This is a genomic window from Streptomyces pyxinicus (assembly GCF_024753135.1).
Classification (GTDB): Bacteria; Actinomycetota; Actinomycetes; order Streptomycetales; family Streptomycetaceae; genus Streptomyces; species Streptomyces pyxinicus.
Genome location: NZ_JANUGP010000020.1, coordinates 49356 through 70382, shown reverse-complemented (window position 1 = coordinate 70382; position 21027 = coordinate 49356). Strand labels below are relative to the sequence as shown.

General features: G+C 72.0%; 21 protein-coding genes. 7 read left to right on the top strand and 14 right to left on the bottom strand.

Annotated elements, in window-relative coordinates; translation table 11 throughout:
• Nucleotides 1–49: 49 nt before the first annotated feature.
• The 5 genes from NX794_RS23985 to NX794_RS23965 all read left to right on the top strand — a co-directional run bounded on the left by NX794_RS23985 (nt 50) and on the right by NX794_RS23965 (nt 5414).
• Nucleotides 50–241 carry a hypothetical protein gene (locus tag NX794_RS23985; RefSeq protein ID WP_258780896.1) on the top strand — a complete coding sequence of 64 codons (192 nt, stop codon included), beginning with the start codon at nt 50–52 and terminating at the stop codon, nt 239–241.
• 107 nt (nt 242–348) lie between these two features.
• The gene (rlmN, locus tag NX794_RS23980) at nt 349–1455 is read left to right on the top strand and encodes a dual-specificity RNA methyltransferase RlmN (protein WP_258780895.1); all 1107 of its coding nucleotides are present in this window, start codon (nt 349–351) and stop codon (nt 1453–1455) included.
• A gap of 214 nt (nt 1456–1669) precedes the next feature.
• Entirely contained in the window at nt 1670–2752 is a 1083-nt protein-coding gene (locus NX794_RS23975; RefSeq protein ID WP_258780894.1) for a thiamine ABC transporter substrate-binding protein, read from the top strand.
• 41 nt (nt 2753–2793) lie between these two features.
• A complete protein-coding gene (locus NX794_RS23970; protein ID WP_258781005.1) occupies nt 2794–4395 on the top strand; it encodes an ABC transporter permease in 1602 nt (533 codons plus the stop codon).
• On the top strand, nt 4395–5414 hold the full coding sequence (locus NX794_RS23965; protein WP_258780893.1) for an ABC transporter ATP-binding protein: 1020 nt from the start codon (nt 4395–4397) through the stop codon (nt 5412–5414). The genes NX794_RS23970 and NX794_RS23965 overlap by 1 nt, the downstream gene beginning before the upstream one ends.
• Nucleotides 5415–5495: 81 nt before the next feature.
• Here NX794_RS23965 and NX794_RS23960 read toward each other — a convergent pair whose 3' ends face one another.
• The 7 genes from NX794_RS23960 to NX794_RS23930 form a co-directional block, all read right to left on the bottom strand.
• The gene (locus tag NX794_RS23960) at nt 5496–6188 is read right to left on the bottom strand and encodes an LAETG motif-containing sortase-dependent surface protein (RefSeq protein WP_258780892.1); all 693 of its coding nucleotides are present in this window, start codon (nt 6186–6188) and stop codon (nt 5496–5498) included.
• Between the two features lie 164 nt (nt 6189–6352).
• Entirely contained in the window at nt 6353–7480 is a 1128-nt protein-coding gene (locus NX794_RS23955; protein ID WP_258780891.1) for an LOG family protein, read from the bottom strand.
• 36 nt (nt 7481–7516) lie between these two features.
• Nucleotides 7517–7924, bottom strand: a complete 408-nt coding sequence (locus NX794_RS23950; RefSeq protein ID WP_258780889.1) for a VOC family protein — start codon at nt 7922–7924, stop codon at nt 7517–7519.
• A gap of 84 nt (nt 7925–8008) precedes the next feature.
• Entirely contained in the window at nt 8009–9223 is a 1215-nt protein-coding gene (locus NX794_RS23945; RefSeq protein ID WP_258780888.1) for a hypothetical protein, read from the bottom strand.
• The gene (locus NX794_RS23940) at nt 9205–9945 is read right to left on the bottom strand and encodes an ABC transporter ATP-binding protein (protein ID WP_258780887.1); all 741 of its coding nucleotides are present in this window, start codon (nt 9943–9945) and stop codon (nt 9205–9207) included. Before NX794_RS23940 ends, NX794_RS23945 begins: the two co-directional genes overlap by 19 nt.
• A gap of 190 nt (nt 9946–10135) precedes the next feature.
• The gene (locus NX794_RS23935) at nt 10136–11518 is read right to left on the bottom strand and encodes an aspartate aminotransferase family protein (protein ID WP_258780886.1); all 1383 of its coding nucleotides are present in this window, start codon (nt 11516–11518) and stop codon (nt 10136–10138) included.
• Nucleotides 11503–12024 carry an Lrp/AsnC family transcriptional regulator gene (locus NX794_RS23930; RefSeq protein ID WP_258780885.1) on the bottom strand — a complete coding sequence of 174 codons (522 nt, stop codon included), beginning with the start codon at nt 12022–12024 and terminating at the stop codon, nt 11503–11505. The genes NX794_RS23935 and NX794_RS23930 overlap by 16 nt, the downstream gene beginning before the upstream one ends.
• Nucleotides 12025–12228: 204 nt before the next feature.
• Here NX794_RS23930 and NX794_RS23925 point away from each other — a divergent pair, with 204 nt between their 5' ends.
• Both NX794_RS23925 and NX794_RS23920 read left to right on the top strand, forming a co-directional pair.
• Nucleotides 12229–13665: a gamma-aminobutyraldehyde dehydrogenase gene (locus tag NX794_RS23925; protein WP_258780884.1), complete on the top strand. Its 1437-nt coding sequence runs from the start codon at nt 12229–12231 to the stop codon at nt 13663–13665.
• A gap of 171 nt (nt 13666–13836) precedes the next feature.
• Nucleotides 13837–15036, top strand: coding sequence for an ABC transporter substrate-binding protein (locus NX794_RS23920; RefSeq protein ID WP_258780883.1), 1200 nt, complete (start codon nt 13837–13839; stop codon nt 15034–15036).
• 54 nt (nt 15037–15090) lie between these two features.
• Here NX794_RS23920 and NX794_RS23915 read toward each other — a convergent pair whose 3' ends face one another.
• The 7 genes from NX794_RS23915 to NX794_RS23885 form a co-directional block, all read right to left on the bottom strand.
• Nucleotides 15091–15387, bottom strand: coding sequence for a hypothetical protein (locus NX794_RS23915; protein WP_258780882.1), 297 nt, complete (start codon nt 15385–15387; stop codon nt 15091–15093).
• Between the two features lie 170 nt (nt 15388–15557).
• A complete protein-coding gene (locus NX794_RS23910) occupies nt 15558–15851 on the bottom strand; it encodes a hypothetical protein (protein ID WP_258780880.1) in 294 nt (97 codons plus the stop codon).
• 310 nt (nt 15852–16161) lie between these two features.
• On the bottom strand, nt 16162–16677 hold the full coding sequence (locus NX794_RS23905) for an MmyB family transcriptional regulator (protein ID WP_258780878.1): 516 nt from the start codon (nt 16675–16677) through the stop codon (nt 16162–16164).
• 172 nt (nt 16678–16849) lie between these two features.
• The gene (locus NX794_RS23900; RefSeq protein ID WP_258780876.1) at nt 16850–17719 is read right to left on the bottom strand and encodes a carbohydrate ABC transporter permease; all 870 of its coding nucleotides are present in this window, start codon (nt 17717–17719) and stop codon (nt 16850–16852) included.
• Nucleotides 17719–18678, bottom strand: coding sequence for a carbohydrate ABC transporter permease (locus tag NX794_RS23895; RefSeq protein ID WP_258780875.1), 960 nt, complete (start codon nt 18676–18678; stop codon nt 17719–17721). The genes NX794_RS23900 and NX794_RS23895 overlap by 1 nt, the downstream gene beginning before the upstream one ends.
• Nucleotides 18672–19997: an extracellular solute-binding protein gene (locus tag NX794_RS23890; RefSeq protein ID WP_258780873.1), complete on the bottom strand. Its 1326-nt coding sequence runs from the start codon at nt 19995–19997 to the stop codon at nt 18672–18674. The genes NX794_RS23895 and NX794_RS23890 overlap by 7 nt, the downstream gene beginning before the upstream one ends.
• Complete coding sequence (locus NX794_RS23885) at nt 19994–21013, bottom strand: GNAT family N-acetyltransferase (RefSeq protein ID WP_258780872.1); 1020 nt, start codon at nt 21011–21013, stop codon at nt 19994–19996. The genes NX794_RS23890 and NX794_RS23885 overlap by 4 nt, the downstream gene beginning before the upstream one ends.
• Between the last annotated feature and the right edge of the window lie 14 nt (nt 21014–21027).

Below are 21027 nucleotides of genomic sequence, written 5' to 3'. Positions count from 1 at the left end.
CTTTCCCCCGCCGGTGGCGTCTGCCGGGATGACCGGAGAGGCGGCACACATGATCTTTCTTCTGCTCGGCGTCCTGGCGCTGACCGTCGGCGGCTGCGCCTGCGTGGTCTGGGCGGCCCGCGGCGGCCCCCGCTGGACCCGCGCGGTGGCGGCGGTCACCCTCAGCGCGGGCGAACTGGCCCGCGCGTCCGCCCGTCACGACCGCCGGAGGCAGAGCCGCGGCTCCAGCGGGGACGGCTAGGACAGAGGATCTGCGACGAGGACCGGTGGCGGCCTCATCCCGCCGGTCCTGGGGCTGACCCGTGCGGCACCGGGGCACCCAAGTCGATCTGCGACACTGGATGCACCATGCCCAAGCCCGGAGAACTCACCTTTGTCGCGCCGCGCGGAGCCAAGAAGCCGCCGCGGCATCTTGCCGATCTCACGCCTGCCGAGCGCAAGGACGCCGTGGCCGAGATCGGTGAGAAGCCGTTTCGTGCCAAGCAGCTGGCGCAGCACTACTTCGCGCGGTACGCGCACGACCCGGCGGAGTGGACCGATATCCCGGCCGCCGCGCGCGGCAGGCTCCAGGAGGCGCTGCTTCCGGAGCTGATGACCGTGGTGCGGCATCTGTCGACGGACCAGGGGACCACCCGCAAGACGCTGTGGCGGCTGTTCGACGGGACGCTGGTCGAGTCCGTGCTGATGCGGTACCCGGACCGGGTCACCATGTGCATCAGCTCGCAGGCCGGCTGCGGGATGAACTGCCCGTTCTGCGCGACCGGGCAGGCCGGCCTTGACCGGAACCTGTCGACCGCCGAGATCGTGCACCAGATCGTGGACGGCATGCGGGCGCTGCGCGACGGCGAGGTGCCCGGCGGGCCGGCCCGGCTGTCCAACATCGTGTTCATGGGCATGGGGGAGCCGCTCGCCAACTACAAGCGGGTGACCGGTGCCGTCCGGGCGCTCACCGACCCCGCGCCGGACGGGCTGGGGCTCTCGCAGCGCGGGATCACCGTGTCCACCGTCGGGCTGGTGCCGGCCATCCACCGGTTCGCCGACGAGGGCTTCAAGTGCCGGCTCGCGATCTCCCTGCACGCCCCCGACGACGAGCTGCGCGACACCCTGGTCCCCGTGAACACGCGGTGGAAGGTGCGCGAGGTGCTGGACGCCGGGTTCGAGTACACCGAGAAGTCCGGGCGCCGGCTGTCCATCGAGTACGCGCTCATCCGGGACATCAACGACCAGGCCTGGCGCGGTGACCGGCTCGGCCGGCTGCTGCGGGGCAAGCCCGTGCACGTCAACCTCATCCCGCTGAACCCGACGCCCGGGTCCAAGTGGACCGCCTCGCGGCCCGAGGACGAGAAGGCGTTCGTGGCGGCGATCGCGGCGCACGGTGTGCCCGTCACCGTCCGGGACACCCGGGGCCAGGAGATCGACGGAGCCTGTGGCCAGCTCGCCGCCACCGAGCGGTAATCTGGCCATGTCCTGATCACATCTTCATATTCCGACAGGGGAGCGCCACAGCGCTGAGAGTGCGGCACCGGGCCGCAGACCCTCTGAACCTCGCCCAGGTCATTCTGGGTAGGAAGTTCGGTCTTCACTCAAGCTGTTGCGCCCTGCCCGGGTCCTCCTCGCGGAGCCCGGGCGGGGCCGCGTCTCTTCCTGGCCGACACCAGGAGGACCACCAGTGCACAACAAGACCTTCGCGGCCGTGGCGGCGGGGCTCGGCCTCCTCGCCCTGCCCGTGCTGACCGGCTGCGGATCGGGCGGCGGCAACGGGTCAGCGGACTCCAGGACCGTGACCCTGGTCAGCCACAGCTCGTGGGCCGTGTCCAAGAACGTGCTCAAGGACTTCGAGAAGCGGTCCGGGTACCGGGTCAGGGTCCTCAAGGACGGCGACGCCGGGCAGGCCGTCAACAAGGCCATCCTCACCAAGGACAACCCGCAGGGCGACGTCTTCTTCGGCGTCGACAACACCCTGCTCTCCCGCGCCCTCGACAACGGCCTCTTCCAGCCGTACCGGGCCAAGGGCGCCGACCAGGTCAAGCCCGCGTACCGCGTCGACCAGGACAGGCACCGGGTCACGCCGATCGACACCGGCGACATCTGCGTCAACTACGACAAGGCCTGGTTCAGCGCCCACCAGCTGACCCCGCCCGCCTCCTTCGCCGACCTCGCCAAGCCGGCGTACAAGAACCTGCTCGTCACCGAGAACGCCGCCACCTCCTCGCCCGGCCTCGGCTTCCTGCTCGGCAGCGCCGCGAAGTTCGGTGACGACGGCTGGCCGGACTACTGGAAGAAGCTCAAGGCCAACGGCGTCAAGGTGGTCGACGGCTGGGACCAGGCCTACTACACCGAGTTCTCCGGCTCCTCCCAGGGGAAGAAGGCCGGCGGCGACCGGCCGCTCGTCGTGTCGTACGCCTCCTCGCCGCCCGCCGAGGTCATCTACGCCAAGAAGCGGCCGAGCAGCGCCCCGACCGGCGTCGCCGAGGGCACCTGCTTCCGGCAGACCGAGTACGCGGGACTGCTCGCCAACGCCGGCAACACCAAGGGCGGCAAGGCGTTCCTGGACTTCCTGCTCACCAAGGAGTTCCAGGAGGACATGCCGATGAACATGTTCGTGTACCCGGTGCGCGAGGGCGCGAAGGTGCCGGCGGACTTCACCGCGTACGGCCCGCAGGCCAAGTCCCCCGAGACCATGGCACCGGACCGGATCGCCGCGCACCGCGACCAGTGGGTCAAGTCGTGGACGTCACTCGTACTGAAGTGACCCGGCGCCGAGCGCGCGGGAGCGCGGCGCGGCTGGGGCTGATGGCCCTGCCCGTCGCGTTCTTCGCGCTGTTCTTCGCCTGGCCGGTGGCGGCGATCGTCCGGCGCGGCCTGAAGAGCGACGGCGCCTGGCACCTCGGACGGATCGCGGACGTCCTCGCGCAGCCGGACATCCGGCACGTGCTGTGGTTCACCACCTGGCAGGCGCTCGCCTCCACCGCCCTCACCCTGCTGCTCGCCCTGCCCGCCGCCCACGTCTTCGCCCGCCTGGACTTCCCCGGCAAGCAGGTGCTGCGGGCCGTCGTCACCGTGCCGTTCGTGCTGCCGACCGTCGTCGCGGGCAGCGCCTTCCTGGCGCTGGTCGGGCACAACGGGCTGCTGGACGAGCTGTGGGGGGTACGGCTCGACACCACGGTGTGGGCGATCCTGCTGGCCCACGTCTTCTTCAACTACGCCGTGGTCGTGCGGACGGTGGGCGGGCTGTGGGCACAGCTCGACCCACGGCAGGAGGAGGCCGCGCGGATGCTGGGCGCCTCGCCGTTCGGCGCCTGGCGCCGGGTCACCCTGCCGGCGCTCGCCCCCGCCGTGGCCGCCGCCGCGCTGATGGTGTTCCTGTTCACCTTCACCTCCTTCGGCGTCGTCCAGATCCTCGGCGGGCCCACCTTCTCCACCCTGGAGGTGGAGATCTACCGGCAGACCTCCGAGATCTTCGACCTGTCCACGGCCGCCGTCCTCACCCTGGTCCAGTTCGCCGCCGTCGGCGCGATCCTCGCCGTGCACGCCTGGACCGTACGGCGGCGGGAGAGCGCCCTGCGCCTGGTCGACCCGGGCACGACCGCCCGCCGGCCACGCGGCGCCGGACAGTGGGCGCTGCTCGCCGGGGTCCTCGCCACCGTCGCGCTGCTCCTGGTGCTGCCCCTCGCCGTGCTGGTGCGCCGCTCCCTGGACGCGCCCGGCCTCGGCTACTACCGGGCCCTGACCACCTCCGACAGCGGTACATTCCTGGTGGCGCCCGTGCACGCGGTGTGGACCTCGCTGGAGTACGCGTTCGCGGCCACCGCCATCGCCGTGCTGATCGGCGCCCTCGCCGCCGCCGCGCTGGCCCGCCGGGACGCCGGCCGGCTGGTGCGGGGCTTCGACGCGCTGCTCATGCTGCCCCTCGGGGTGTCCGCCGTGACCGTCGGCTTCGGCTTCCTGATCGCCCTGGACAAGCCGCCGCTGGATCTGCGCCAGTCCTGGATCCTGGTGCCGCTCGCGCAGGCGCTGGTGGGCGCCCCCTTCGTCGTACGGACCATGCTGCCCGTGCTGCGCGCGGTGGACTCCCGGCTGCGGGAGGCCGCCGCCGTGCTCGGGGCCTCGCCCTGGCGGGTGTGGCGTGAGGTGGACCTGCCGCTGGTGCGGCGGGCGCTGCTGGTCGCGGCCGGGTTCGCGTTCGCCGTCTCGCTCGGCGAGTTCGGGGCGACCGTGTTCATCGCCCGGCCCGACAACCCGACGCTCCCGGTCGCCGTGGCCCGGCTGCTCAGCCGTCCCGGCGACCTCAACTACGGCCAGGCGATGGCCCTTTCGACGATTCTGATGGTGGTGTGCGCCGCCGCGCTGCTGATCCTGGAGCGGCTGCGCACCGACCGGACCGGGGAGTTCTGATGCTGCTGAGTCTCGACGCCGCGACCGTCCGTCTCGGCGGGCGGCCGGTGCTCGACGCGGTCGGCCTTGATGTCGCCGAGCACGAGGTGGTGTGCGTGCTCGGGCCCAGCGGCAGCGGCAAGTCGACCCTGCTGCGGGCCGTCGCCGGGCTTCAGCCGCTGTCCGCCGGGCGGGTGCTGCTCGACGGCCGGGACCAGGCGGGCGTACCCGCGCACAAGCGGGGCGTCGGGCTGATGTTCCAGGACCACCAGCTCTTCCCGCAGCGCGACGTCGGCGCCAACGTGGCCTTCGGGCCGCGTATGCACGGCGCCGGGCGGGCCGAACGGGACGCCGAGGTCGGCCGGTTGCTGGACCTCGTCGGGCTGCCCGGCGCCGCCCGCCGGGCGGTGGCCTCGCTGTCCGGCGGCGAACAGCAGCGCGTCGCCCTCGCCCGGGCGCTCGCGCTCCGGCCCCGGCTGCTGATGCTGGACGAGCCGCTCGGCCAGCTCGACCGTTCGCTGCGCGAACGCCTGGTGGTCGAACTGCGGGAGCTGTTCGGCCGGTTGGGGACGACCGTGCTCGCCGTCACGCATGACCAGGGTGAGGCGTTCGCGCTGGCCGACCGGGTGGTGGTGATGCGGGACGGCCGGATCGCCCAGTCCGGCACGCCTCTTGAGGTGTGGCAGCGGCCCGCCGACGCGTTCGTGGCCCGCTTCCTCGGCTTCGACAACGTGGCGCCGGCGACCGTCGCCGGCACGGTCGCCGACAGCCCCTGGGGCAAGCTGCCGGTGCCCGACGGCTGCGCGCAAGGCGCCAGGACCCTGCTGGTGCGGCCCGCCGGGGTACGGCTGCTGCCGCCCGACGAGGGCCTGCCCTGCACGGTGACCGCCCGCACCTTCCGGGGCACCCATGTGGCCGTCCACCTCAGGCCCGGCGACGGCCCCCGGCTGGAGGCGGCCTGCGCGCTGCGGGACGCGCCGGAGGTCGGGGAGGCGGTCGGTGTGGAGTTCGACGCGGCGGAAGTCGTCGTACTGGACTGAGCAACCGCCGCCCGGGCCCCCTACGGCCGAGGCCCGCCTCCCCGGCGCCGGGGAGGCGGGCCTCGGTACGGGGCGCGGGTGTCAGCCGTTGCCGCGCGTGCCGCGTCGGCGCATGCCGAAGAAGACCGCGCCGCCGCCGACGACGACCAGGGCCGCCGCCAGGCCGGCGGTCAGACCGGTGTTCGAACTGGCTCCGGTCTGGGCCAGGTTGGAGTCCCCGGCCGCCGGGGACGGCGCGTTGTCCGAGGGGGTCGCCGGGGCCACCTGGGACGCCGAGTCCGAGGGGGCCGGGGTCGCCGGCTCGGCCGGGGTGGACTTGGCCGGGGTCGGCTTCGGGGCCGTCGAGCCGGTCGGCGTGGGGGACTTGCTCTCCTCCGTCGTGCAGGCGACGGACGGGGTCACCAGGTCGGGCGCGATGTCCTCGTCGACGATCTTGCGCTCGGCCGTGATGTGGACGCGGTAGGTCGCGTTCGGCTTCCAGTCCTCCGGGACGGTGACCGAGGCCCCCTCCTTGGAGCCCTTGACCGTCCGCTCGCCCACCTTCGTCTCGACGCCGCTCTTGTCCGCCAGGAAGACGGTGACGGTGGCCGGGGTGCCGGAGGCGTCGGTGTCGGTGACGACGATGACGCCCTTGTCACCGTCGCACTCGGCTTCGGCCTTGAAGTCACGGATGTCGCACGCGAGAGCCGAGCCGGACAGGCCCAGCACGATCGCCGCCGAGGCGGAGGCGACACCCACGATGCGCACGGAACGGCGTGCGCTACGGCGAGTCATGGACACGTTTGTCCTTTACTGTGCATAACTGCGGGGGGATGCGGGGGAGTTGGGGCCGGAGCTGAGGTGAGGCCCCAGCACCCCCAAGAGGCTCACAGGTCTATAAGCGCCCCGTCGGCCTGTCAATGCGTATGCCCCCGCCCGCCGTCGGCTTTACCCGGTTATTAACCGCCGAGACGTTTGATCGCGTCCGGAGCCTGCTCGATCCGGTCAACGAGGGCGATACGGGACTCCATCGCCCGGCCCCGGGCCAACGCCCGCAACAACGGCCAGGCGGGCAGGTCCCGCGTCCAGTGCGTCTCGTCCACGAGCACCATCGGAGTCGGCTCACCGCGTGACTCGTAGTAGTTCGGCGTCGCGTTGTCGAAGATCTCCTGTACGGTCCCGGCGGCGCCCGGCAGGAAGACCACGCCGGCGGTGGAGCGGGCCAGCAGGCCGTCCTCGCGGGTGGCGTTGGCGAAGTACTTGGCGATGTGCGCGGCGAAGGCGTTCGGCGGCTCGTGGCCGTAGAACCAGGTGGGGATGCCCACCGACGCCCCGCCGTCCGGCCAGCGCTCGCGCACCTCGAAGGCGGCGCGCGCCCAGTCCGTGACCGACGGCCGGAACGAGGGTGCCTTCGCCAGCAGCGCCAGCGCCTCCTCCAGCATGCCGTCGGCGAACGGCGCCGCGTACGCGCCGAGGTTCGCCGCCTCCATCGCGCCGGGGCCGCCGCCGGTGGCGACCGTGTACCCGGCGCGGGCCAGCTCCCGGCCGAGCCGGGCGGCACCGGCGTACTCCTCGGTCCCGCGGGCCATGGCGTGGCCGCCCATGACGCCCACCACCCGGGCGCCGGTGAGGAGTTCGTCCAGGGCGTCGGAGACCGCGTCGTCGTGGACCGCGCGGAGCATCGAGGCGAAGATGTCACCGTCCGCCGCGGTGTCGCGCGCCCAGGCGTAGGCGCGGGCGTCCGGTGTCGCCTCGTACCCCTCGGCCAGCGACGCGAACAGCTCGTCGGGGGTGTAGACGAAGCCGCGGTACGGGTCGAAGGGGAGGCCGGGGACCGGCGGGAAGACCAGGGCGCCGGACGAGCGGACGTGGGCGGCGGCCTCGGGGCTCATCGGGCAGCCGAGGAACACGGCGCCCGCGATGTCGAGTTCGAGCAGGGCTTCGGTGCGGCCGGTCAGGTCGACGGCCTGGACGCGGTAGCGGGCGAGCGAGCCGTGCGCGGCGGTCACCTCGTCGAACTCGGCGAGGGACTCGATCTCTTGGTCGTGGGCGGCCCGGTTCGGCTGGGCGGGTATCGGAGGATGCACCCGCCCATGCTGGCACGGACGCCGGGCCCGGAGGCGTCAGCCCTCGACCGCGGCCGGGTCCATCCAGACGACCTCCCAGGTGTGGCCGTCCAGGTCGTCGAAGGCGCGGCCGTACATGAACCCGTGGTCCTGGGTGTGACCGCTCGGCGTGCCGCCGGCCGCGAGCGCCTTCTCCACCAGCTCGTCCACCTGCGCGCGGCTCTCGGCGCTCAGGCAGACCAGCACTTCGCTGGTCTTCGTGGCGTCCGCGATCTCCTTGTCGGTGAAGGTCGCGTAGAACGGCTTGGTGAGCAGCATCGCCACGATGGTCTCGCTGATCACGACCGAGGCCGCCTTGTCGTCGCTGAACTGCGGGTTGATCGAGTAGCCCAGCTCCGTGAAGAACTTCTTCGAGGCGTCGAGGTCGGTCACGGGCAGGTTCACGAAGATCATCTGCTGGTACATGGGGGCCTCTCCCGTCGGTGTCGCGGTCGAGGGGTAGACCGGGGGCCCGCGCGGAACTCATCGGTCGCCCGGGGATCCGTACGTTCAGCGGGCCGGCGGCAGGGCCGTCAGCGCGGCGACCGCGAGGGTGAGCGGCCCGAACAGGGCGAGCAGGGCGGCGGCGCGCAGGGCCGCGGCACCGCGCAGCATCGTGGCCGGTGCGCCGAGGCGGAGCAGGGCGGCCCTGGTGTCGGCGCGGACCTGGCGGACCTCGACGGCCGCGGTGAGCAGGGTGGCGAGCGCGCAGCCGAGGACGAGGAGCGCGCCGAGGGCGGTGAGCGGACCGAAGCCGCGCGCGGTGCCGTCGTACGAGGCGGTCGTCGCGCAGCCGGCGGCGGCCACCGCGCACAGCACGCCCAGCGGGCGGCCGATCCGGTGCGCCTCCGTCATCAGGATCCGGCCGGCCAGCAGCCGCAGCGCGCCGGGGCGGCCCGACTGCAACAGGCGTCCGCACAGGTCGGTGAGGCCGGGGGCGGCGATGACGAGTCCGGCGGTGGTGAGCAGCCAGCCGGCCAGCACCGTGATGGCCGCGCCGGGCAGCGTGGTCAGGGTGGGGGTCGGGCCGGAACGGGCGGCGTACGTCTGCGCGGTCAGGCCGACGGCCAGCAGGGTGACACCCCAGGGGAGGCTGCTCGGCGGCCGGTCGATCGGGTCGGCGCCGGGAGGCTGGGGCTCGGTCTCGGGCGCCTCGTCCGGTGCCGGCGCGGCGGTCTCGCCCACTGGCTCGGTGCCCTGCGGAGCCGGCCGCGGGTCCCTCGGGCGCAGGGCGAGGGCCACCGCCGTGGAGGCGATGACCGGGAGCAGGGCGAGCAGGGTGAGGGCCGCCGGGACCGGGAGCGGCTGGTCGGCGGCGAGGAAGTCGGCGGCGGCGCCGTCGAAGGGCATGCCGCTGAGGTCGCCGCGCAGGTGCAGGAAGACCAGCAGCGCCAGCGCCGAGCCGAGCGTGCAGGACAGGGCCGTGGTCAGCGCCGAGACCGCCATCAGGCGCCCGGGACCGAGGCCGAGGGCGGACAGCCCCGTCGGCGGCCGGGTGCCCGGGTCGGTGCGGGCGACGGCGAGCGCGAGGTAGACGCTGGCGGCCAGCGGCACCGCGCACCAGGCCAGCCGCAGCGCGGCGGCGTCGGCCGCCTCGGGGTGGTGCAGGGCGTAGCCGAGGCAGGCCAGCAGCAGGAACCCGGTGCCCGCCGAGGCCGCCGCCACCAGCAGGCGGCGCAGCTGGACGGCGGGCCGGCCGGCGCGGGTCAGGCGGAGAGCGAGCACGCGGCCCGGCCTTCCGTGTCCGGGACCTCCGGCAGTTGGAGGGTGTGCACGCGCCGGCCGTCCAGCAGGTGCACCGTGCGGTCGGCGAGGGCGGCGGTGTCCGGGTCGTGGGTGGCGAGGACCACGGTGATGCCGTGCGAGCGGGCCGCCGCGGTGAGCATGCGCAGCACCTGGGAGCGGTCGGACCGGTGCAGCGGGGCCGTCGGCTCGTCGGCGAACAGGACCGTGGGCGCGGGGGCCAGGGCGCGCGCGACGGCGACCCGCTGGCGTTCGGCGTGCCGCAGCGCGCGCGGGCGGCGCCGGGCCAGGTCGCCGACGTCCAGGCGGTCCAGCCACTCCCGCGCGGCGGCCTTGGCCCGGCGGCGGCCGGTGCCGCGCAGCATCAGGGGCAGCGCGGCGTTCTCCCAGACGTTCAGCTCGGGGATCAGGACCGGCTCGGGGTCGATCCAGCCGAAGCGGTCCCGGCGCAGCCGCTCGCGGGCCATCGGACCCAGGGTGTGCACGGGCGCGCTGTTGAACCACACCTCGCCCTCGCGCAGCGGCACCTGCCCGGACAGACAGCGCAGCAGAGTCGTTTTGCCGCTGCCGCGCGGGCCGGCGACGGCGAGGATCTCGCCCTGGCGCACCCCGAGGGAGACCCCGGCGAGCCCGGGGGAGCCGTCGGGGTGGGTGAAGTGCAGGGAGCGTGCCCAGAGCACGTCGTTGTCCGGCGGGGCCTCCATGGGCGTACACCTCGGTTCTGATCCGTTTTCCCGTGCCTCGTCCCCCGTATGGGCGAACGAAGGCAGGGCCGATCGGTCACTGGCACGCTAGGCAGCCGCCGCCGGGAGCCCGGACAGCACACGGCCCCGGGCCGCCGTTCTCACTCGAACGGACGGCACCGGGGCCGGTGTCGGTCACACCGTCAGCTGATCACAGCTTGGTCCACGCCTCCGTGAGCGTGGCGCGCAGGATCTGCTCGATCTCGTCGAACGTCTCCTGGTTGGAGATCAGCGGCGGGGCGAGCTGGATGACCGGGTCGCCGCGGTCGTCGGCACGGCAGTACAGGCCGTTGTCGAAAAGCGCCTTGGAGAGGAAGCCGTACAGGACGCGCTCGGTCTCCTCGTCGTTGAAGGACTCCTTGGTGTGCTTGTCCTTCACCAGCTCGATGCCGTAGAAGAAGCCGTTGCCGCGGACGTCGCCGACGATCGGCAGGTCGTGCAGCTTCTGCAGCGTCTGGAGGAAGGCGCCCTCGTTGTCCAGCACGTGCTGGTTGAGGTTCTCGCGCTCGAACAGGTCGAGGTTGGCGAGGCCGACGGCCGCGGAGACCGGGTGGCCGCCGAAGGTGTAGCCGTGCAGGAAGGTGTTGTCGCCCTTGTAGAACGGCTCGGCCAGGCGGTCGGAGACGATGCAGGCGCCGATCGGGGAGTAGCCCGAGGTCATGCCCTTGGCGCAGGTGATCATGTCCGGGACGTAGCCGAACTTGTCGCAGGCGAACATTGTGCCGAGGCGGCCGAAGGCGCAGATGACCTCGTCCGACACGAGCAGCACGTCGTACTGGTCGCAGATCTCGCGCACCCGCTGGAAGTAGCCGGGCGGCGGCGGGAAGCAGCCGCCGGCGTTCTGCACCGGCTCCAGGAAGACGGCGGCGACGGTGTCCGGGCCCTCGAAGAGGATCTGCTGCTCGATCTGGTCGGCGGCCCAGCGGCCGAAGGCCTCCGGGTCGTCGCCGAAGAGCGGGGCGCGGTAGATGTTGGTGTTCGGCACCTTGTGCGCGCCCGGCACCAGCGGCTCGAAGGGGGCCTTCAGGCTCGGCAGGCCGGTGATGGACAGGGCGCCCTGGGGGGTGCCGTGGTAGGCGACCGCGCGGGAGATGACCTTGTACTTGGTCGGCTTGCCCTGCAGCTTGAAGTACTGCTTGGCGAGCTTCCAGGCGGTCTCGACGGCCTCGCCGCCGCCGGTGGTGAAGAAGACCTTGTTGAGGTCGCCGGGGGCGTGGTCGGCCAGGCGCTCGGCCAGCTCGACGGCCTTGGGGTGGGCGTAGGACCACACCGGGAAGAAGGCCAGCTCCTGGGCCTGCTTGAAGGCGGTCTCGGCGAGTTCGGTGCGGCCGTGACCGGCCTGGACCACGAACAGGCCCGCGAGACCGTCGAGGTAGCGCTTGCCCTTGTCGTCGTAGATGTAGGTGCCCTCGCCCCGGACGATGGTCGGGACGGGGGAGTGCTCGTACGAGGACATGCGGGTGAAGTGCATCCACAGGTGGTCGTACGCGGTCTTGCTGAGGTCCTTTGAACTCACGGTTATCGGGTTCCCCACATGTAGGTCTGCTTCTTGAGCTTCAGATAGACGAAGCTCTCGGTGGAGCGCACGCCGGGCAGCGCCCGGATGCGTTTGTTGATGACGCCCAGCAGGTGGTCGTCGTCCTCGCAGACGATCTCGGCGAGGATGTCGAACGAGCCCGCGGCCATCACCACGTACTCGACTTCCGACATGTCAGTCAGCGCGTCCGCGATGGACTCGACGTCGCCCTCGACGTTGATCCCGACCATCGCCTGCCGGCGGAAGCCCACGGTGAGCGGGTCCGTGACGGCGACGATCTGCATCACGCCCTGGTCCAGCAGCTTCTGGACGCGCTGGCGCACGGCCGCCTCGGACAGACCGACGGCCTTGCCGATCGCGGCGTACGGCCGGCGGCCGTCCTCCTGGAGCTGCTGGATGATGGCGAGGGAGACGGCGTCCAGCTGGGGGCTGTTGCCGTTCCTGGGCTCGCGGGACGAGTCCCTCTGGTCTGCGCTTCGACTGGCCACGACGACACTGTGCACGACGTCTCGACAGTTTCGCAAGGCCCGATCGATGAAATTCGTTGTCTGGGAGTCGAAACCTTGCGGATTTCGCAGAAGTGGCCGGGCCGGGGGTGTTGAAAACGTGGGCGCGCCGACTAGGGTGGGGTGTCTCAGCCCGCGGACAGCCGAACGGCTGGGCGGGCCGCACAGCACGAACCCTCGAACCAGATCAGGAGGCCGGCAGTGAGCACCGAGCTGCGTCGTCTGCGCAACTACATCGACGGTGAGTTCCGGGACGCCGCCGACGGACGGACCACCGAGGTGGTCAACCCCGCGACGGGTGAGGCGTACGCGACCGCGCCACTGTCCGGACAGGCGGACGTCGACGCCGCCATGGAGGCCGCCGCGCGCGCCTTCCCGGCCTGGCGCGACACCACCCCGGCCGAGCGGCAGAAGGCCCTCCTGAAGATCGCCGACGCGTTCGAGGAGCGCGCCGAGGACCTGATCGCGGCCGAGGTGGAGAACACGGGCAAGCCCGTCGGGCTCACCCGCTCCGAGGAGATCCCGCCGATGGTCGACCAGATCCGCTTCTTCGCGGGCGCGGCGCGGCTGCTGGAGGGCCGCTCGGCCGGCGAGTACATGGACGGGCTCACCTCGATCATCCGCCGGGAGCCGGTCGGCGTCTGCGCCCAGGTCGCCCCCTGGAACTACCCGATGATGATGGCCGTGTGGAAGTTCGCCCCGGCGATCGCCGCCGGCAACACGGTCGTGCTCAAGCCGTCCGACACCACCCCCGCCTCCACGGTGCTGATCGCCGAGATCCTCGGCTCGATCCTGCCCAAGGGCGTCTTCAACGTCGTCTGCGGCGACCGCGACACCGGCCGCGCGATGGTCGAGCACCCGACCCCGGCGATGGCCTCCATCACCGGCTCCGTGCGCGCGGGCATCTCGGTCGCCGAGTCCGCCTCCAAGGACGTCAAGCGCGTCCACCTGGAGCTGGGCGGCAAGGCGCCGGTCGTCGTCTTCGACGACACCGACATCGACAAGGCCGTCGAGGGCATCTCGGTGGCGGGCTTCTTCAACGCCGGCCAGGACTGTACGGCCGCCACCCGCGTCCTCGTCCAGGAGGGCATCCACGACGAGTTCGTGGCCGCGCTCGCCAAGGCCGCCGCCGAGACGAAGACCGGGCAGCCGGACGACGAGGACGTGCTCTACGGCCCCCTCAACAATCCCAACCAGCTGAAGCAGGTCGCCGGCTTCATCGACCGCCTCCCGGCGCACGCCAAGGTGGAGGCCGGCGGTCAGCGGGTCGGCGACAAGGGCTACTTCTACGCCCCGACCGTCGTCTCCGGCCTCAAGCAGGACGACGAGATCATCCAGAACGAGGTCTTCGGCCCGGTCATCACCGTCCAGTCCTTCGGCGACGAGGACCAGGCCGTCGAGTGGGCCAACGGCGTCGAGTACGCCCTCGCCTCCTCGGTGTGGACCAAGGACCACGGCCGCGCCATGCGCATGTCCAAGAAGCTCGACTTCGGCTGCGTGTGGATCAACACCCACATCCCGCTGGTCGCCGAGATGCCCCACGGCGGCTTCAAGAAGTCCGGCTACGGCAAGGACCTGTCGGCGTACGGGTTCGAGGACTACACGCGGATCAAGCACGTGATGACGTCGCTGGACTGAGCGGACCGGCGACCCTTCACGGGTACGGCCCCCGGGCGGGACACCTCCCCGCCCGGGGGCCGTCGCGCTTCCCTGGCGGTGCCCCCTGATCGACAAGGTGTCGGGTCCCTCCCGGTGGGCTCGACGCAGCGTCGATTGTGCGGCCGAGGGCCCGCGCGGCATCCTGCGGGGGTGCCCCAGACCTCCTCCCGTGCCCACTCCCGTGCCCTGTCCCGCCGCTCCCTGCTCCGCGCGCTGGGCGGCACCGCCGCGCTCGGCGCCCTGGCCGGCTGCGGGGTGCCCGCCGCCTACGTCCGTCCCGGCGACCGGGCCGTGGCCGACAGGTCCGCGGCCGACCGGAAGCTGACCTGGGCGAACTGGCCGCTGTACATCGACACCGCCGACGACGACCCCAGCCGGCGGCCCACCCTGGAGGCCTTCCAGAAGCGCACCGGCATCTCCGTCGAGTACGTCGAGGAGATCAACGACAACGACGAGTTCTTCGGCAAGATCAGCCCCGCGCTGATGAACCACCAGTCGACCGGCCGGGACCTCATCGTCATCAGTGACTGGATGTGCGCCCGGTTCGTCCGGCTGGGCTGGGTGCAGAGGATGGACCGCGCCCACCAGCCGAACGTGGCGAAGTACCTGGACCCGCTGCTGCGCTCGCCCGCCTTCGACAAGGGCCGGCTGCACACCGTGCCCTGGCAGTCGGGCATCACCGGCATCGCCTACGACCGCCGGAAGCTGGGCCGCGAGATCCGGCACGTGAAGGACCTCTGGGCTCCTGACCTCAAGGGCCGCGTCACCCTCCTGTCCGGCCTGGACGAGTCCTTCGCGCTCTTGATGCAGGGCAACGGCGTGGACATCACCAAGTGGACCGCCGACGACTTCCACGACGTCTGCGACGAGGTCGAACGGCAGGTCCGCCGCGGCCAGATCCGCCGCTTCACCGGCAACGACTACACCAAGGACCTGGTCAGCGGCGACGTCCTGGCCTGCCAGGCCTACTCCGGCGACGTCATCCAGCTCCAGGCCGACAACCCCGACATCCGCTTCGTCGTCCCCGAGGAGGGCGCCGAGCTGTGGTCGGACTCCCTGATGATCCCCGACCGCGCCGCCCACAAGACCAACGCCGAGCGGCTGATCGACTACTACTACGACCCGCACGTCGCCGCCGAACTGGCCACCTGGGTCAACTACGTCTGCCCCGTCCCCGCGGCCCGCGAGGTCCTGTCCGCCTCCAAGGACAAGGACACCGCCGCCCTCGCCGACAACCCCCTGATCTTCCCCGACTCCACGATGCGCGAACGCCTCGCCATCGCGCGGGACATCACGTCTGCGGAGCGGGTGGAGTTCGCGAGGCGGTGGAACAGGATCGCGGGGTTGTAGCAGTGCGAAGTACCGATCCTGGTCACAGGGCCTTGCGGGACACCACGGCAAGCCTCACGGCCGCCACCGGATCAGGGCAGGCATGGCGGCGTGATCGGTGCCCTCCATCGTCACGATGACCTCTCTGCCCGTCGCCCTGCCCAGCCAGGTCACGAAGGCGCGCACGGGTGCGAAGGACGTCGCGTCGATCACGTCGGAGGGATCGAAGGTGAATTCGATCTCTTCGATGTCGAAGAAGTAGCAGGTGAACCACACGCCGTCGACGTCGATGGCCAGGTTCGCCGACTCCTCCGGATCACCTTCGAGCCGGGACCACACGGCAGCGGCGTCCAGAGCGCCGTCCTCCGCCACATCGGAGAGGGTCCAGGTCAGGACATGGCGCCACGGGACCGCGCCCAGCCCGGCGAACATGTGCCGCCAGTCGTCGATCGTGGTGTCGAGGACGCAGACGTCCCGTAGTGCTCCGTCTGCGACGAAGTGTTCCGGACGGTACCCGGGCTCATCATCCCGGCACCCGGCCCTCACGTCTTAGGGCCCGATACAAGGGGACGGAACACGGCGAGGGCGGCTTCCCAGTCGGATGCGACCGGGTCTTCCGTCCGAGCGACGCCCCCGCCCTTGCCGGCGACCGACAGGCCGTCGTCGTCCCGTCGTACGAGCAGCTGGACGACGGACAGGTAGGTCATCATGCCCTGGTGCGGGACGTGCCCGGCCGAGTCGGCTGTGCCGAGGTTCCCGGAGACGGCCATGTCACCCAGACCGAACCCACCGGCGCCGCCTTGGCCGGCCCGTACGGTGAACCGCACAGTGATCACGGGGTCTGTCCCTTTTGCTTTACTTGTCGAAGAGAAGGCCGTGATCCGGCTTCGGCCTTCGAGTCGACACCCTCTGCCTTCTCAGCCGCACGGAGTGATGATCTCCCAGTCCTTTGCGGGATCCCCGGTCAGCGCAGGCGACCTTGTCCATCAGTTCCGGTTCCTGCTTCTCGGGAAGGCCGTAATCACTTCGGTGGCGTGGTCGACGGTGATCAAAACATATCCTTTTCCCGGTTGTGACCCACCGTACGCGTATCTCCAGCGTTCGCCGTCCAGTGTGCCGACCTGAGCCAGGCAACGCTTCTCGGCCTCAGTCGACGGACGTCGCGATACCCGTGTCCGGTACCCGGAGGGTGGCCGCGAGCAGGCGCAGGACCGCCTCGGAGCCGGCGCCGAAGCGGGCCGAGTATGCGATCACACGAGGGTCGGAGGCGTCCGGGTGCAGGAGGCTCTCGTTGTTCATAGTGAGTTCGCCGGTCCGCTCGGCCAGCCGCTTGTCGTGTGGGTGGTAGCCGGTGGCCAGGCGGAGGGATGCCATCGCGAGCCGGGCCTCGTCCTGCCAGTGCGGGTAGAGGTCGCGGGTGCGGTCGTCCAGGAAGAGCATCCGGGTCAGGTTCGGGCGGGGCGCCGGGTGTTCGGGGGCGCCCGGGGCCAGGTGCATGGCCAGCAGGAGGTGGCCCCTGGGGTTCCAGGCGAGGATGTCGTTGCGGCGGTCCAGGACCAGTGCCGGGGTGTTCGTGAAGGTGTCGATGGGCTGGCGGACGCCCTGGGGCTGGGTGCGGCGGGAGCCGGTCGGGTCCGGTCGGGGGAGGTCCGTGTGGGACACCTGGTTCGTACGGCCCTGCTCCAGCCGCGTCTAGAGCGTGACGCTCAGGCCGGCCGCCACGGGGCACCCGGCGGCGCTCCGCGAACTGCGGCAGCCCGATCTCCTCGGGGGGCAGGGTGGCTCGGCGGCTGCGCAGGACCTGCGCCCCGGCCGCGAGGTGATCGCCGGTGTCCTACTTCAGCCCGCTCAGCATCACGCCCCGGATGTAGTGCTTCTGGAGCAGCAGGAACAGGGCCAGCACCGGCAGGACGCTCAGGACCAGGCCGGCCATGACGATCGGCATGGTGCGGGCGGGGTCGACGTGGTCCTGGAGGAGTTGGATGCCGACCGGGAGTGTCATCACGTCCGGGTTGGCGGTCGAGACCAGCAGGGCCCAGATGTACTCGTTCCAGGCGTCCACGAAGGTCAGCAGGCCGAGGGTGACCAGCAGCGGGCGGGTCTGGGGGACGACGATGCGCCACCAGACGGTGAACTCGCCGGCCCCGTCGATGCGGGCGGCCTCCAGCACCTCGTCCGGGATGCCGAGCATGAACTGGCGGGTGAGGAAGATGCCGAAGCCGTTGACGAGGAACGGCACGGCCAGCGCCGCGATGCTCACGGTCAGGCCCGCTCCGCCCCGTCCGAGGAGGTCGTTGCCGCCCGCCAGCGGCCAGTGCACCAGGATCAGGAAGTGCGGGATGAAGAAGAGGAACGGGGGGAACATCATCGTGGACAGCACCAGGCGGAAGACGAACTGCCGTCCTGGGAAGCGTAGTTTGGCCAGGGCGTAGCCCGCGAGCGACGACGTCAGCAGCACCGAGCCGGTGATCACGGCGGTCGCCACGACACTGTTGCGGAACAGTACGGGTAGGTTCAACTGCCGGACAGCGGCCTGGTAGTTGGACAGGTCGAATGTCTTTGGCAGGAAGTGGTACGGCAGCGTGCCGGACTCGCCGGGGCCCTTGAAGGACGTCATCACCATGTCCAGGAAGGGCACCACCGTGAGCACGGCCCCGGTGGCCACCACCAGGTAGGCCCAGAACGGGAAACGCCCGCGACCCATCACGCGTCCTCCCCTTTCCGGCGGAACAGCCACAACTGCGCCAGGGTGACCGCGAGGACCACCGCGAACAGCACGAAGGCGGCGGCGCTCGCGGTGCCCCAGTCGCCGTAGCTGAAGGCCCGGCGGTACATCTCCAGGGCCGCCACGGCGGTCGCGTCTCCCGGACCGCCCTTGGTCATCACGCTGATCAGCGCGAACGACTGGAGACCGGTGAGGAACTGGGTGACGCACACGAACAGCAGCGACGGGCGCAGCAGCGGCAGGGTGATCTTCCGGAAGACGGTGGCGGGGCCGGCGCCGTCCAGCGCGGCGGCCTCGTAGTACGACTCGGGGATGGACTTCAGTCCGGCGGTCAGGATCAGGATCGCCGAGCCCAGCGACGCCCAGGCATGGACGACGATGACGGAGGGCAGCGCGGTGTCCGGGTCCGCGAGGAACGCCACCGAGCCGAACCCGAGGGCGTTGAGCACGCCGTTGACCAGGCCGCCCGGCTCGTACATGTACTTCCACACGTTGCCGACGGCCACCACCGTGGTGACGATCGGCAGGAAGTAGAGGGTGCGCCAGAGCCCCTGGAAGCGGAGCCTGTCGACGCAGGTCGCCACGAGTACGGAACCGGCGAGCGCGAGCGCCACGGTGCCCAGCGCGAACAGCAGCGTGTTGGTCAGGACCGGCGTCAGGAACGTGGCGCCGTCCGCGAACAGGGCCGCGAAGTTGTCCAGGCCCACCGGGTCGATGTCGCCCAGGTCGAACCCGGTCCAGCGGGACAGCGACAGCAGCAGTGCGAAGCCGAGCGGCAGGATCAGGAAGACGGCGAAGAACAGCAGTGCGGGTGTGAGGAAGAGGTAGGCGACCACGCTCTGGCGGCGGTGCCGGGCGCGCCCCTCGACGGCGGGGGAGGCGGGCCGCCGACCGAGCGGCCGTGGTGCGGGCGCCTTGGGTGCCAGGGTGTTCACCACGAGCGCGCCACCTCCTGGTCGACCTGGCGGCGGACCGCGCGCAGCGACTCCGCCACCGACTGCTGACCGGTCCACAGCGCCTCGATGTTCTTGCGCAGCAGCGACTTGGCCTGTTGCGCGCCCGGCCCGTTCGGCTCCGGCACCGCGTACGCCAGCGCGTCGAGGAACGGGCGCAGGTTCGGATCGCCGCCCCTGCCGAGCAGTGCCCGCATGTCGTCGGCGCGGCCGGTCAGCGAGCCCACCGACACCTGGAGCGCGCTCATCCGGGTCACCCTCGCGTCCCGCACCGGCACCTTCTCCGCGTTGAGCCAGCGCAGGAACTCCCAGGCCTCGGCCGGGTGTTCGCAGGCCGTGTTGACGCCGAGCAGGAAACCGGTGGCGAGTGTGGCCGGACGGTCGCCCGGCTCCGGGACCGGCAGCGGTGCCACGCCCACGTCCCGGTAGGCCGCGCCCATCACCGACTTCAGGCTGTCGGTCCACCAGCCCGCGCCGACCACCATGGCCACCTGCCCGGACGGGAACGCCTGGTAGACGTTGACGCCGGGGTCGCTCGCCCCCGCGTCCACCAGCCGCCGCTGGAGGCCCAGCACCGCCCGGCCGGCCGGTGAGTCGAGGGCGGTGCTCCTGCCGTCCGCCGTGACGAATCTCCCGCCGGCGGCGCTCAGCAGGGCGAGGGTCAGGCCGACCGTGGTGGAGTCGTCGTACGTCGACAGTCCGAAGCCCTGCACCAGGGAGTTGCCGTACCGGTCCCGTCGGGTGGTGCGGCGGGCCGTCTCCTCCAGCTCGCGCCAGGTGCGCGGCGGGGTGCCGACACCGGCCTCCCGCAGCAGCCGCCGGTTGTAGTAGAGCGCGTAGGTCTGCGCCTCGGTGGGATAGCCGTAGACCCGGCCGCCGAACGACGCGGAGCCGGCCGCCGCCGTGCCGTAGCCGCGCCTGATCTCCCCGGCGTGCCCGGAGGGGGCCGGCCGCAGGACGCCGGCCCGCACGAGCTGGCCGGTCCACAGGCAGTACGGCTGGAGGATGTCGGCGCCCCGGCCCGCCGCCTGCCGGACCATGAAGGTGGTCAGCAGGTCCGAGAACTCCACGGCCGTCGTGCGCACCTTGACCCGGTCGTGCGTGGCGTTCCACTCGTCCACCGGCCCCTGGAGCGCCGTCCGCAGCGCGCCGCTCGCGTAGTGGGAGAGCAGGGTGAGGACGACCGAGTCCCCGGGCCGCCCGGTACCCCGGTGCGGCGCGGCACAGCCCAGCAGCGCGGAGGGGAGGGCGAGCGCGACGGTACGGCGGCTCAGCCCGGCCCGGCGGCGGCCGTACGAGGTCATCGTCCGGTCTCCCGGCGCAGTACCCGGAACACCCGGGTCGTGCTGAAACCGGCCGCCCGGTACAGGTGGCCCGCCGGGGAGTGCTCGCCCGTCCACAGGAACCACGCCGTGTGCGCGCCCTCCGCCCGCATCCGCTCCAGGGTCAGATGGAGCAGGACCTTGCCGAGGCCGGTGCCGCGCGACCCCGCGCGCACCCCGAACGGCCCGAACCGCTCGTCCGCCCCCTCGTACGCGCCGTGCGCCGCCCAGCCCGCCAGGCGCCCGGCGGGGTCGCGGGCCACGACGATCCGGTCCAGCGGGGTGCCCGAGGCCAGACACTCCCTCAGGGCGCGCGCCCAGTCCGCGGTGAAGGTCCCGGCGAGCGCGAGCAGGTCCACCAGGTCGTCGTCGGCCGGGGTGCCGAACAGGTGGCCCCGGGCGGTGAGTTCGTCCCGCAGCCGGGCCACGTCCGCCGGGAGGCGGTACCCGACCAGGCTCCGGTCCATCGCCGCCGCCTCGTACAGCGTCCGGAAGCCGAGCGAGCCGAGCAGCCCGGCCGCCTCCGGGTACGTCTCGGCGTCCAGGCCGGGCAGCACGTAGTGCGGGGTGTACGACGCGAAGTCCACCCGGTCGCGGCCGTGGCCGGCGAGCCAGTCGAGGGCCTCGGTCAGCAGCCGGCGGCCCAGGCCCCGGCCGCGGGCGGCAGGGTCGGTGAAGAAGAACGGGATCCAGCCCTGCTCCGGCTCCAGGTCGGTGCCGGTCATCGGGGTCAGCCGGCGCACCGCGTAGGCGGCGCCGACGATCCGGCCGCCCGCCACCGCGACCCGCAGGCCCTCCGGGTCGAAGTTGGCGTCGAGCAGCACCAGTCGGCGGAAGCGGTCCGCGGTGACCGGGTCGGCCGGGGCGCTGCGGCACCACGCCGCCACCAGTCCCGGGCCGTCGCCCGGCCGGAAGCCACGGGTCGCGGGCCGGGAGCGGGGCGTCGTCCAGTGATCGGGTGTCGTCCAGTGGTCGGTCGTCGCCAGGCGGTCGGTCATCGGCGGGTGGTCCT